The sequence below is a fragment of the Curtobacterium sp. UCD-KPL2560 genome (assembly GCF_001705035.1).
Lineage (GTDB): Bacteria > Actinomycetota > Actinomycetes > Actinomycetales > Microbacteriaceae > Curtobacterium.
In genome coordinates this window covers 1-12,856 of record NZ_MCIG01000084.1, presented here as the reverse complement: position 1 = coordinate 12,856, position 12,856 = coordinate 1, and the positions used below count along the sequence as shown (strand labels likewise).

Genomic DNA, 12,856 nt, shown 5'->3' with positions numbered 1-12,856 from the left:
CACCGAACGACCCGCCCCCGTAGCTGCCCCCGCGTCCGCCGAGGAGTCCGCCGAGCACGATGCCCGTGACGAGTCCGCCGAGCTGCGCGCCGTTCCCGCCGCCCTGCCCGGGCCACCCGCCCATGTCGTCGTTCGCCGCGTCCATCGCCGCCGCCGCGTACTGCTCCGCGGCCCGTGCGGCCTGCACGGCGCGAGCGGGGTCGGTCGTGGCGAGCTCGACCGCGTCGTCGAGCGCCCGCTCGGCTTCGGACAGGCGGGTCCGGGCGGTCGTGCCGACGCCGCCGCGCCGCATCCTGATGAAGTCGCGCGCCTGGCTGATCCGGCTCCTGGCGTCCCGCAGGGCGTCGTCGAGCGCCCGCCGTGCCCGCTCCTGCTGTTCCTGGACGCCACGGGCCGTCGCGAGGGCGGCGTCGATCTCCGTGTTCGCCTTCGTCAGGACGTCCACCGCTGCGACCGGGTCCCGCGGGTCGAGACCCTGGCGGAGCACGGACTCGGCCCGGGAGACCGCGGCGGCGAGGCCGGGGTCGTCCGACCGCATCGCGCGCGCCGCGGCGACGTCCCCCTCGATGTCCGCCCGCATCGCGTCGACCCGTGCTGACGCGTCGGCGAAGGTGCGCTCGGCGGTCGTCGCGCTGCTGGTGAGCTGCTGGACCTGCGCCAGGGCGTGTTGGCCGTCGCGGACCGCGATGACCGCCTCGCCCTTGTCCCCGGCGGCGATCGCCGCGGTGGCTGCACCGGACCGCTCCGTCGCGTAGTCGAGCACCTTCCGGGCCTGGTCGACGTTGTCCGACACCGTGGCGAGCGTCCGGCCGGTGTACGCGGCACGCACCCGTTCGAGTGCGGCGTGCGCCTCGGTGAGGGCGGTCGGGGCCGCCGCCACCGCGGTCGCGAGCGCTGCGGCGGCGTCCTCGACGCCGGACTCGAGGGCACGGAGCTGGTCGAAGGCCTCGGTCTGCTGCTCGATCGCGGCGTGGGCCTGCTGGCAGATGGCGATGATCTGGTTCGCCCACTCCGCGCGCTGCTGGGGGGAGTCGGGGACCTCGTCGTCGAGCTGCTGCTGGTAGCTGAAGGCCTGACGGACGGAGCGCTTCGCCGCGGCGACGGCGTCGGCGAAGGGCTTCGCGGCGTCGGCGCCGAACTGGGCCGTGGCGAACCCGACCTCTTGTTCGGCGGTCTCGAGTTCGTCGTCGATGGTGACCAGGGCTGCGCCGGCGGACCGTTCGAGCCCCGCGAGGGACTCCTGCTGCGCACGGGTGGCCGCAGCCGTCCGGCGCTTGTTCCGGGCCCGGAGGACGAGCACGACCACCACGGCGACGACGACCACGGCGAGCAGGAGCACCCACAGGGCCGTGAGGTCCGGCGGCGCCTGGGTGTCGGCCAGGCCGGTCGCGAACGCCGTCGCCGCGCCCGCCCAGTCCCCGTTGCGCAGCGCCGGCACGGCGTCCTGTTCGTAGGCGGACTGCACGTCGCTGCGGGACAGCGCGGTCTCGTTCGTCTGCTGGACGTCGGCGATCCGGTCGTCGACCGCGACGGACAGGACGATGCTGTCGGAGTCGATCTGGTTCCGCTGCATCACGGCGTCGCCCCAGGCGGTGTGGTCGCTCGGGTTCGTGAAGGTCGGCACGAACACGACGTAGAGCTGCGTCTTCGTGCTGTCGTACAGGTCCTGGACCGACCGCTCGACGCGCGCCCGCTGCGAGCTCGACAGGACGCCCGCGTCGTCGAGCACGTAGGCGCCGCGCAGGTCGACCGGGTCGGTCGCGTGGGCGGCAGCAGCGGGAGCCGTCACCAGCCCGACGGCGAGCAGGACGGCGGCGATCCGGGACACCACTCGACCGACACCCCGGGAGGGTGCGCGGCGGGCAGGTCGTGTCCCCCTGTCACCGCTCGTACCGGGTCGTGCCGATCGGCCGTCCACCGCTCGCATCCGTCCTCCGTTCGTCGCCGGGTGTGCTGCCCGGGACCCCCGGGAGCAGCACCCTGGAGCCGCTGTCGCCCCGATGCTATCCAGGCGACGCACACAGCGGTCGGAGTGTGGACGAAGCGCGGAGGTCCGGCTCCATCTGGAGAGTTTGTCCCCCGTACCGGGGTATGCTGGCGGCCACTGTTCGACGACGAACGGAAAGGGGAGCAGCGATGGAGCGCACAGCCAGCACAGAGGTCGTCCCGCTGGAGGACGGCTACCACCGGGTCTCGACCCCGGCGAGCGGCGTGATCGGGTTCGTCCGGGAACAGGACGGCCGGTACGAGGTCCTGCGCGGTCGGGTCCGTCAGGCCACCAGGTCCGAGGGTGCCTACAGCACCATGAACGTGGCGCTCATCGCGCTCACGCACGCCTGATCCGGTTGCATCCCGCGCGGTCGCGCCCGGACCACACGGCTCCGGGCGGCTCCGACACCGTGCGGTCGCGCGGACTGGTGCAGTCCGACGACGTGCACGGTCGGGCTCCGGCGGACACCCTGCCCGACGCGCGGGTGCAGGTGTCCGTCGTCAGTGACGCCGTCGGCGCCCGGGAGGCGCTGGTCGCCGCCGTCGCGTCGGCTGCGGGTGTCGACCTGCCAGCGGTGCGCGCGGGGCGCGTCTGTCTGCACTGCGCTTCGACGGACCACGGTCGCCCGTGGGCGGCCGCGAGCGGCCGCCCCTTCCCCGTCAGCACGGCCTCGACGTCCGGCGTCGTCGTCCTCGCGGTCGCCGTCGGCGCCCCGGCGGGCACGGAGATCGGCGTCGACGTCGAGCGGGTGTCCCGTGTCGCCGCCGCACCCCTCGACGTGTCCGTCGTGGGACAGTCGTCCGACGACCGCGACCGGACCGCTGCGTGGACGGTCACGGAGGCGGTCCTGAAGCGCGACGGCCGCGGCCTGCGCGTCGATCCCTCGGCCGTCCTGGTCGACCTCGACGAACAGACCGCCACGTTCGAGGGCACGACGCAGCGGGTCGAGGTCGCGCACCTCGACGCGGACCTCGTCCTCGCGGTCGCCGCGGGCGGGCTCCCGGTCGTGCTCGAGGTCGACCCGTCGGTCAGCTCCTCGGGCGGGTGAGGACCTCGGCGCCGTCCTCGGTGACGGCGATGGTGTGCTCGGTGTGCGCCGTCCTGGCCCCCGTCGCACTGCGGAGCGTCCAGCCGTCCGGGTCCGTCACGAGCCGGTCGGTGTCCGCCATCACCCAGGGTTCGAGGGCGAGCAGGAGTCCCGGTCGGAGCACGAGGCCGCGGCCCGGTCGTCCGGTGTTCGACACGTGCGGGTCCTGGTGCATCGTCGTGCCGATGCCGTGCCCACCGAACTCGGTGTTCACGGGGTATCCCGCGTCGGCCAGGACGGTACCGATCGCGTGCGACAGGTCGCCGGTGCGTGCTCCGGGTCTCGCGGCGGCGATCCCTGCTGCGAGGGCTCGTTCGGTCGCATCGATCATCGCTGTGTCGGCTGGGTCGGGGGTGCCGACCACGAAGCTCACCGCGGCGTCGGCGGCGATCCCGTGGAGCGTCACGGCGAGGTCGAGGGTGAGCAGGTCGCCGTCCACCAGTGCACGGTCGTGGGGGAGCCCGTGCAGCACCGCGTCGTTGACGGCCGTGCAGACGTGGTGCCCGAACGGCCCGCGGCCGAACGACGGTGCGTAGTCGACGTAGCACGACACGGCCCCCGCTTCCTCGATCAGCCTGCGGGTCCACGCGTCGATCTCGAGCAGGTTCGTGCCGACCCGGGTGTGCTCACGGAGCGTCTGCAGGATGTCGCCGACCAGGGCACCGGTGCGCCGGGCGCGGTCGACCTCGGCGGGGGAGAGGATCTCGATCATCCGCTGATCGTACCGGTATGATCATCCCGGCATTAGTATCGGATCATGGTCCGCCTCCCTCTCAGTCCCGACGAGCTCGAACGCGGTCGTCGGCTCGGCGCCCTGCTCCGGCACGCCCGCGCCGACCGGTCGATGCTCGACGTCGCCCTCGAGGCCGGCATCTCGCCGGAGACCCTGCGGAAGATCGAGACCGGCCGGATCGCCACGCCGTCCTTCGCGACGATCGCCGCGGTTGCCGGCGTGGTCGGGGTGTCGCTCGACGCGCTGTGGGCCGAGCTGCACCCGACGCGCGTCGGCACCGCGGCTCCGACCCGTGACGGCCGGGGCCCGGCGGGTCCCGCGCACTGACACCGCCCCCTCGCTCCGTGCCCGGGCAGCCGCGACGTCGGGCCGCGCGACCGCGGACGGCGCCCCGGCCCGTGCGCCCCGGCCCGGACGAACGAGCAGCCGCGTCCCCGACGTGCACGCTCCGGCCCGGCCGACGGGGGTCAGGCCGGCAGTGCCGGGACGCCCGTTCCGTCCACCCAGGGACCCGTGACGGCGCGGACCTGCGCGACGTCCAGGCCGGCGGCCTCGGCGAAGGCCGCGTACACCGATGCCGGGTCGACGTTCCCGAACCGGTGCCGGGCCGTGATCGTCCGGAGACCGGCGGCGAACGCGGCGTCACCGACGGTCCGGCGCAGCGCGTGCAGGGCGAGGGCGCCACGCTTGTAGACCCGGTCGTCGAACATGTCCCGCGCGCCGGGGTCCGCCACGACGAGGTCCTGGGGTGCCGTCAGCAGCGCCTGGCGGTTGCGCGCGGCGAGCACGTCGGCGCTCTCGCCGCCACGGTGCTCCGACCAGAGCCACTCGGCGTGGCAGGCGAACCCCTCGTGCAGCCAGATGTCCTGCCAGCGGCCGAGCGTCACCGCGTTGCCGAACCACTGGTGTGCGAGTTCGTGCGCGATCAGCCGGTCGGTGCCGTGCTCGCCGTCGACGTGGTTGCGGCCGAACGTCGCGAGGCCGTGTGCCTCGAGTGGGATCTCGAGGTCGTCGTCCGTCACGACGACCCCGTAGGACGCGAACGGGTACGGACCGAACCACTCCTCGAACAGGGCCACCATGTCGGGGACGCGTCCGAAGTCGGTGCGCACCGCGGCGGCCAGGTCGGCGGGGTGGTGGACCGTGACCTCGTGCCCGCTGCCCCGCACGGTGGTGCTGCGGTAGCGCCCGATCTGCACGGTCGCCAGGTAGGTCGCCATCGGTTCGGTGACGGCGTAGGTCCACGTCGTGCCGGCACGGGCACGCTCGCGGCCGAGCAGGGTGCCGTTCGCGAGGACGTGGTAGCCGGCCTCGGCCGTGATCGTGAACCGGTAGGTCGCCTTGTCGTCGGGCCGGTCGTTGCAGGGGAACCACGACGGCGCCCCGGTCGGCTGCGCCGCGACGATGACGCCGTCGGACAGCTCCTCCCACCCGATCTGCCCCCACGGACTCCGGAGCGGTCGGGGGGCTCCGTGGTAGCGCACGTGCAGGGTGAAGTCGGCTCCGGCGGGCAGCGGCGCGGCCGGCGTGACGGTGGTCTTGTGCGCCGACGAGGACACCTTCGCCGCCCGGACCCCGTCGACGTCGACCCGGTCGACCCGCAGCCCGTGCAGGTCGAGGACGACCCGGTCGAGTGGCTCGAGCGCGTGCGCGGTGATCGTCGCCGTGGCGTCCAGGCGGTTCGTGGCGACGCGGTAGTCCAGGCGCAGGTCGTGGTGCCGGGCGCTCCACCGACGGTCGCCGCTGTGCGGGGTGTAGGGGTCGACGTCGGGGTTCGGCTTCACGGTGCGGTCGAGTCTGCCACGGCGTCGACCGTCCCGGCACCGGACCCGGCCGGGGCGTCCGCGGTGGCCCCGCCGGGGGACGCCGGTCCCGCCGACTCCGCCGACTCCGCCGACTCCGCGTGCGGCGCGGGGACGGGCGGCGCGGACGTCCACGGGGCGATCGGGTTGCCGGACCACCACGTCCCGGCCGGTACCTGCTCGCCGCGCATCACGAGCGAGGCCGGTCCGACCGTCGCGCCCGCACCGATGCCGGCCGCGGGCAGGACGACGCTGTGCGGCCCGAGGGTCGCGCCGTCGTGGAGCGTCACCGTGTCGAGCTGCATCACCCGGTCGTGGAACAGGTGGGTCTGCACGACGGTGCCGCGCGCGACCGACGCCCCGTGGCCGATCGAGACGAGGTCGGCCTCGGGCAGCCAGTACGTCTCGATCCAGGTGCCGCGGCCGATGCGCGCCCCGAGGCTGCGCAGCCATGCCGCGAGGGCCGGCGTGCCGGTGGCCTGCTCGGCGAACCAGGGGCGGGCGACGGTCTCGACGAAGGTGTCCTGCACCTCGTTCCGCCACACGAACGACGACCACAGCGGGTGTTCCTGCGCGGTGATCCGCCCGACGAACAGCCACTTCGCGCCGGTCGACACCACGGCGGCGACGGCCCCGGCTGCGACGAGCACGGGGCCGGCGGCGAGCACCGTCCACCCGAGGCCGACCGCCGACCACGTGGCGATCAGTGCTCCGGCGACACCGAGGGCGATCGCGCCGGAGACCACCGGCGCGACGAGCCGGAGCAGTTCCCACGCCCCGCGGGCGACCTTGAGCCGCCGCGGCGGACGGAAGGTGCGCTCCTCGTCGAAGCGGGTGGCGGCCCGCCGGAGCCGGACCGGGGGCGACCCGAGCCAGGAGGATCCGCGCTTGGCCTTCCTCGGCACCGCGGAGAGCACCGCGACGAGGGCCTCGCGGGGGACCGAACGCCCGGCGCCGGTCATGCCGGAGTTGCCGAGGAACGCGCGTCGGCCGACCTTCGACCGCCCGATCCGGATCCGTCCACCGCCGAGCTCGTAGGTCGCGACCATCGTGTCGTCGGCGAGGAACGCCCCCGACGCGATCTGCGTGAGCGACGGGATGAGCAGCACGGTCGAGATCTCGGTGTCGCGACCGACCCGGGCACCGAGCAGCCGGAGCCACGACGGTGTGACCAGGCTCGCGTACAGCGGGAACAGCAGCGTCCGGGCGGCGTCGAGGACCCGCTCGGTGCACCATGCCTGCCACCCCTGCCGGGACCGCACCGGGTGGCGGCCCTCGTGCAGGCGCAGGGCGAGGAGCCGCACCGCGGCGACCACCAGGACGGCGTACACGGCGCCGGCCACGAGGGTGCCGAGCGGGACGACGGCCAGGCCGTGCAGCACGGCCGCGCCCACCGAGGGGGCGGGCCCGACGAGCGCGGCCACGACCGCCACCCCCGCCGCGACGCCGACGACGGGCAGGCCGGCCACGACGACCGAACCGGCCCCGTACGCGAGCAGCCACCGGCGTCGGGTGTCGGGGCGCGCCTCCCGGCCGTGCCGAGCCGAGCCGACGCGCTCCGCCGGCGACCCGGCCCACCGCTCCCCGTCGGGCACGCGACCCGTGACGGCGGAGCCGGCCTCGACCTCGGCACCCGCGCCGACGTGCGCGCCCGGCAGCAGGGTGGAGCGGCTGTGCACGACGGCGTCCGCGTCGATCCGCACCGCGCCGAGCCGGAAGACGTCCCCGTCGACCCAGTGTCCGGCGAGGTCGACCTCGGGTTCGACGGACGCCCGTTTCCCGACCGTGAGCATGCCGGTCACGGGCGGCAGGGTGTGCAGGTCGACGTCGCGGCCGATGCGGGCGCCGAGTGCTCGCGCGTAGTAACTGATCCAGGGCGCACCCGCTGTGGAGGGGCCGTCGACCGCCTGGGCGATGCGCTCCGCGAGCCAGACCCGCACGTGCACCGAGCCGCCCCGCGGGTGGTCGCCCGGTCGGACCCCGAGCAGCACCGCGCGGACGAGCACGACCGTCAGTGCCATCTTGCCGACCGGTGTCACGAACACGGCGACCGCGACGACGAGCGCCCACCAGGGGAGCGCGGGCAGGGCGGGGAGCGTCGTGGCGTGCAGGACGGTCGAGGCGAGTGCCGTCCACGTCGTGACGCGGAGCCCCCGGAGCACCTGCACCGGCAGGCCGAGCAGGGTGAGCAGGAGCCCGGTCGCGGGTGGCACCGGCGCGACCGGGCGTCGTGCGGCGGTGACGGGGCCGCTGTCGTCGAGTGCATCGGCGAGGGCACCGATGCGGGGGTGGTCGTAGACGTCGGCGACCGTGGTCGTCGGGAAGCGCTCCCGGATCGCGGAGACGAGCTGGGCGGCGGTGAGCGAACCGCCACCCGCGGCGAAGAAGTCGTCGTCGACGCCCGTGACCGGTACGCCGAGGATCGCCGACCAGCGCTCGGCGATCCAGGCGACGGTGTCCGGCAGCAGCGCGGTGTCGCCCGCGCCCGGCAGCGGCCACGGTAGTGCGGCCCGGTCGACCTTGCCCGAGGTCCGGGTCGGCAGCGCGTCGACCACGGCCAGGAGCGGGACGAGGGCGGCGGGCAGCTCCTCGCGCAGCCGGGCGTTCGCGGCCGCGGTGTCGAGCGTCGTCCCCGCTGCCGGTGCGACGTAGCCGACGAGCACCTGGTTGCCGGCGGGTGTGCGCTGCACGACGGCGGCACCACCGGCGACGCCGTCGAGGGCCTGCAGCGCGGCGTCGACCTCGCCGAGCTCGATGCGGCGGCCGCCGAGCTTCACCTGGTCGTCGGCGCGGCCCTGGAAGACCAGGCCCTCGGGCTCGTACCGGACGAGGTCGCCGCTGCGGTAGGCCCGGTCCCAGCCGAGCTCGGGGAAGGGTGCGTACTTCTCGGCGTCCTTCGCCGGGTCGAGGTAGCGGCCGAGCCCGACGCCGCCGATGACCAGCTCGCCGACGCCGCCCGGGGCGACCCGGTGGCCGGTCTCGTCGACCACGGCGAGGTCCCACCCGTCGAGCGGCAGGCCGATCCGCACAGGTTGGCTGCCGTCCATCCGGGCACCGCACGCGACGACGGTCGCCTCGGTCGGCCCGTAGGTGTTCCAGAGCTCCCGGTCGTGTGACGCGATCCTCGCCGCGAGCTCGGGCGGGCAGGCCTCGCCGCCGAAGACGACCAGGCGCACCTGCTCGAGGGCGTCGTCGGGCCAGAGCGCCGCCAGGGTCGGCACCGTCGACACGACCGTGATGCCGTGGGCGATGAGCCACGGGCCGAGGTCGACACCGCTGCGCACGAGCGACCGCGGCGCCGGCACGAGGCAGGCGCCGTGTCCCCACGCGAGCCACATCTCCTCGCACGAGGCGTCGAACGCCACGCTCAGTCCCGCGAGCACGCGGTCGCCGGGACCGATCGGCGCGTCCTGCAGGAACATCCGCGCCTCGGCGTCGACGAAGGCCGCGGCCGACCGGTGCGTGACGGCGACGCCCTTCGGGACCCCGGTCGACCCCGAGGTGAAGATGACCCAGGCGTCGTCGTCGACGGTCGGGCGTGCCGCTCGGGCGTCCGGGTCGACCACGGGGGACTCGGCCGCGTCGGGCGCCCCGGAGACCCGGAGGACCCCACCGGCACCGAGCACACCGACGACCCCGGCCTCGCCGAACACCAGGGCGGCGCGCTCCTCGGGGTCGTCGGCGTCCACGGGGACGTACGCGGCACCGGCGGCGAGCACGGCGAGCACCGAGAGGTACAGGTCGCGTCCGCCGGACGGGATGCGGACCCCGACGCGGTCGCCGCGCCGGACGCCGCGCCGCGCCAGGTCGTCGGCCTGTTCGCGCACGAGCCGCAGCATCGTGGCGTGGTCGACGGCGCCGACCGGGTCCTCGAGCGCGAGGGCGTCGGGGTGCGCGGCCGCCGTCGCCTCGAGGACGTCGAGCAGGGTGCGCGGGGCGGGTGCGTGGTCGCCGCGGGCCAGTTCGGCCTGCGGGGACGTGGGGGCGGTGCCGGTGCTCATCGGCGCGGATCATAGTGACGCCGGGTGTCGTGCACGCGAACTCCGCGTGCCGGCCCGCACCGCAGGCGACGGGCCCTGCGGACCCGGCCACGGGGGACGGTCGCCGCAGGCGACATCGAGCGCAGCCGATCGAGCGCTGGCGACGGGCCCTGCGGACCCGGCCACGGGGGACGGTCGCCGCAGGCGACATCGAGCGCAGCCGATCGAGCGCTGGCGACGGGCCCTGCGGACCCGGCCACGGGTGACGGTCGCCGCAGGCGACATCGAGCGCAGCCGATCGAGCGAAGCGAGAACGTCTGCTTGCGAGGGAGTTTCCTGTGCCCCCAGGAGGATTCGAACCTCCGCCCCTGCCTCCGGAGGGCAGTGCTCTATCCCCTGAGCTATGGGGGCTCGTGGGTGTCACCAACCGTAGCAGGTCCGCGACCACCCACCGGACAGCGCGTGTCGCGTCGTCCCGGTGGGACGCACCGGACGGGAGGCACGGTGCGGGCCCGACCCGCGCCTCCCGTCCGGCTCCTGGTCACCGGAGGGCGCCGGGCGGTGACGGCTCGTCGGCTCGCGTCGGGTGCACCGGCACGGCCCTGGGGGCCGCGCCGTCAGCCGGCGGGCGTCGCCGACCCGCCGGGCTGCACCGCGGCGTGCACGGCGTCGACCACGGGCTGCGCACCGCCGGGCTCGGTGAACAGGGGTGACTCGGTGGTGATCCAGTAGGGGTCCGGGAACGCGTCGGCGCGGCCGACGCCCTTCGTGAGCGAGTAGTAGCCCTCGACCCCGTAGGTCGGGACCGAGCCGCCGCGCTCGTACAGGGCGTCCTTCAGGGTCGTGAGCGACTTCTCAGGCAGGTGCGCGACGGCCACCGTGATCGTCGTCGACGGGTCGTCGGTCGCGACGAGGTGGCAGACGCGACCGCGCTGCCGTTCGATGGTCGCGGCGGGGGAGCCCTTCGCCGGGGTCCAGTCGGTGTCCCGCCGGAAGGTCTTCCCGTAGACCTGCAGGGCGTCGTCCGGCAGCAGCTCGGCGCAGGTCTGCGTGACGGTCGTGCCGATGGGCTGTCCGGACGCGCTCGCACTCGGCGCGCCGCCGCCGGACCCGCCGGAGCAGGCCGCCAGGAGCGTGGACGCGGACACGGTGAGCACGGCGACGGTGATCGCCCGGGCGCGGCTGCGGGAGGTCATCCGGCCATGATGCTGCACGGCCCTCCGGCATCGGCCCGGAGGCGGCTGGGTGTCCCGGTAGACTCGACCCTCGTGACTCCTGCCGAACTCTCCGCCGCGTACCTGTCGATCCTGACCGGGATCGTCGAGCGACGAGGCGCGTCCGACACCGTGACGATCGACGACTCCCACGTGACCCTCGAGCGTCCGCGGAACCGTGCGCACGGCGACTGGGCCTCGAACGCCGCGATGCAGCTCGCGAAGCGCATCGGCACGAACCCGCGCGAGCTCGCGACCGAGATCGCCGGCGAGCTGACCGAGCTCGACGGCGTGGCCTCGGTCGACGTCGCCGGCCCGGGCTTCATCAACATCACGCTCGAGGCCGCCGCCGCGGGTGAGATCGCGCGGACGATCGTCGACTCCGGCTCGGCCTTCGGCAACGGCGACCTGTACGAGGGCGTGCGCATCGACCTCGAGTTCGTGTCGGCGAACCCGACCGGGCCGATCCACATGGGCGGCGTGCGGTGGGCCGCCGTCGGCGACAGCCTGGCGCGCGTGTTCACGGCGCAGGGCGGCCTCGTCACCCGCGAGTACTACTTCAACGACCACGGTGCGCAGATCGACCGCTTCGCCCGGTCCCTCGTGGCCTCCGCGCTCGGCGAGCCGACGCCCGAGGACGGCTACGGCGGCGCGTACATCGGTGAGATCGCTGCTCGCGTCATCGCGACGCTGCCGGCCGGCACCGACGTGCGGGACCTGCCGCGCGACGAGGCGCAGGAGCTCTTCCGCCGCGAGGGCGTCGAGTTCATGTTCGCCGACATCAAGCGTTCGCTGCACGACTTCGGCGTCGACTTCGACGTGTACTTCCACGAGAACGCCCTGCACGAGTCGAAGGCCGTCGAGCGTGCGATCGAGCGGCTGCAGTCCCTCGGCAAGATGTACGAGGCGGACGGCGCGCTCTGGCTCCGCACCACCGACTTCGGCGACGACCGCGACCGTGTGGTCGTCAAGTCCGACGGGCAGCCGGCGTACATCGCGGGCGACCTGGCCTACTACCTGGACAAGCGCGAGCGCGGGTTCGAGCGGAACCTCATCATGCTCGGCGCCGACCACCACGGCTACGTCGGTCGCATGATGGCGATGTGCGCGGCGTTCGGCGACGAGCCGGGCACGAACCTCGAGATCCTCATCGGGCAGATGGTGAACCTGCTCAAGGACGGCCAGCCGTTCCGGATGTCGAAGCGCAACGGCACGATCGTGTCGATGGAGGACCTCGTCGAGGCCGTCGGTGTCGACGCCGGCCGGTACGCACTCGTCCGGTTCGCCAGCGACACCGCGATCGACATCGACCTCGACCTGCTCACGAAGCGGACCAACGACAACCCGGTCTTCTACGTGCAGTACGCCCACGCCCGCACGCAGTCGGTCGCCCGCAACGCCGCCGCCTCCGGGGTCGACCGGTCGGCGTTCGACGCCTCGCTCCTGACGCACGAGACCGAGAGCGCCCTGCTCGGGGCCCTCGCCGAGTTCCCGCGCGTGGTCCGACAGGCCGCCGAACTCCGCGAGCCGCACCGCATCGCGCGCTACACCGAGCAGCTCGCGGGGCTGTACCACCGCTGGTACGACGCCTGCCGCGTGACGCCGCTCGGCGACGAGACCGTGACCGACCTGCACCGCACCCGCCTGTGGCTGAACGACGCGACCGGCCAGGTCGTCCGCAACGGGCTCGGCCTGCTCGGGGTGAGTGCTCCCGAGCGCATGTAGCGCTGGCGGCGCGGCGCTGGCGGCGCGGCGCGCTTCGCGCGCGCGGCGCCGGCCGCGGACGCTCCGCACAACCGGAAGCACGTCGCACCACGGATCGCCGTGGCGCGACGTGCTTCCGCTTGTTCGGGAGCACGTCGCGCCACGAAGCGCACAGCGCGCCCCGCCGCGCCGCGCCCCGCGAACGCGGCGCCCAGTGGGCGGCGTCGGCCGCGGACGCTCCGCACAACCGGAAGCACGTCGCACCACGGATCGCCGTGGCGCGACGGGCTTCCGCTTGTTCGGGAGCACGTCGCGCCACGAAGGGCCCGGCGCGCGCCCGGCGCCC

9 protein-coding genes and 1 tRNA gene are annotated in these 12,856 nt (G+C 74.5%); 4 read left to right on the top strand and 6 right to left on the bottom strand.

Annotated elements, in window-relative coordinates:
- Nucleotides 1–1,828, bottom strand: a 1,828-nt coding sequence (locus tag BEP24_RS14355; RefSeq protein ID WP_171898832.1) for a TPM domain-containing protein, incomplete at its 3' end; no start/stop codon positions are given.
- Between the two features lie 308 nt (nt 1,829–2,136).
- Between BEP24_RS14355 and BEP24_RS14350 the strand changes: the two genes are divergently transcribed.
- The gene (locus tag BEP24_RS14350; protein ID WP_065964551.1) at nt 2,137–2,340 is read left to right on the top strand and encodes a hypothetical protein; all 204 of its coding nucleotides are present in this window, start codon (nt 2,137–2,139) and stop codon (nt 2,338–2,340) included.
- A 77-nt stretch (nt 2,341–2,417) separates the two neighbouring features.
- Complete coding sequence (locus tag BEP24_RS14345; RefSeq protein ID WP_141693476.1) at nt 2,418–3,038, top strand: 4'-phosphopantetheinyl transferase superfamily protein; 621 nt, start codon at nt 2,418–2,420, stop codon at nt 3,036–3,038.
- On the opposite strand, the gene map is transcribed toward BEP24_RS14345, so the two are convergent.
- Nucleotides 3,019–3,789 carry a type I methionyl aminopeptidase gene (map, locus tag BEP24_RS14340; RefSeq protein ID WP_065964548.1) on the bottom strand — a complete coding sequence of 257 codons (771 nt, stop codon included), beginning with the start codon at nt 3,787–3,789 and terminating at the stop codon, nt 3,019–3,021. The genes BEP24_RS14345 and map overlap by 20 nt on opposite strands.
- 45 nt (nt 3,790–3,834) lie before the next feature.
- Between map and BEP24_RS14335 the strand changes: the two genes are divergently transcribed.
- Nucleotides 3,835–4,137, top strand: a complete 303-nt coding sequence (locus tag BEP24_RS14335; protein WP_065964547.1) for a helix-turn-helix transcriptional regulator — start codon at nt 3,835–3,837, stop codon at nt 4,135–4,137.
- 140 nt (nt 4,138–4,277) lie between these two features.
- Here the strand turns inward: BEP24_RS14335 and BEP24_RS14330 are convergent, their stop codons facing one another.
- The 4 genes from BEP24_RS14330 to BEP24_RS14315 form a co-directional block, all read right to left on the bottom strand.
- Entirely contained in the window at nt 4,278–5,594 is a 1,317-nt protein-coding gene (locus tag BEP24_RS14330) for a M1 family metallopeptidase (RefSeq protein ID WP_065964556.1), read from the bottom strand.
- On the bottom strand, nt 5,591–9,613 hold the full coding sequence (locus BEP24_RS14325; RefSeq protein ID WP_083230390.1) for a Pls/PosA family non-ribosomal peptide synthetase: 4,023 nt from the start codon (nt 9,611–9,613) through the stop codon (nt 5,591–5,593). Before BEP24_RS14325 ends, BEP24_RS14330 begins: the two co-directional genes overlap by 4 nt.
- 318 nt (nt 9,614–9,931) lie before the next feature.
- A tRNA-Arg gene (locus BEP24_RS14320) sits at nt 9,932–10,003 on the bottom strand.
- Between the two features lie 206 nt (nt 10,004–10,209).
- A complete protein-coding gene (locus BEP24_RS14315) occupies nt 10,210–10,788 on the bottom strand; it encodes a hypothetical protein (protein WP_065964546.1) in 579 nt (192 codons plus the stop codon).
- A gap of 72 nt (nt 10,789–10,860) precedes the next feature.
- Between BEP24_RS14315 and argS the strand changes: the two genes are divergently transcribed.
- The gene (gene argS / locus BEP24_RS14310; RefSeq protein WP_065964540.1) at nt 10,861–12,531 is read left to right on the top strand and encodes an arginine--tRNA ligase; all 1,671 of its coding nucleotides are present in this window, start codon (nt 10,861–10,863) and stop codon (nt 12,529–12,531) included.
- Nucleotides 12,532–12,856: the final 325 nt, after the last annotated feature.

What these genes read in the sequence shown, in the direction of transcription:
- map (WP_065964548.1), bottom strand. Translation starts at nt 3,789, where the DNA reads ATGATCGAGATCCTCTCCCCCGCCGAGGTCGACCGCGCCCGGCGCACC.
- BEP24_RS14350 (WP_065964551.1), top strand. Translation starts at nt 2,137, where the DNA reads ATGGAGCGCACAGCCAGCACAGAGGTCGTCCCGCTGGAGGACGGCTAC.
- BEP24_RS14325 (WP_083230390.1), bottom strand. Translation starts at nt 9,613, where the DNA reads ATGAGCACCGGCACCGCCCCCACGTCCCCGCAGGCCGAACTGGCCCGC.
- BEP24_RS14335 (WP_065964547.1), top strand. Translation starts at nt 3,835, where the DNA reads ATGGTCCGCCTCCCTCTCAGTCCCGACGAGCTCGAACGCGGTCGTCGG.
- BEP24_RS14315 (WP_065964546.1), bottom strand. Translation starts at nt 10,788, where the DNA reads ATGACCTCCCGCAGCCGCGCCCGGGCGATCACCGTCGCCGTGCTCACC.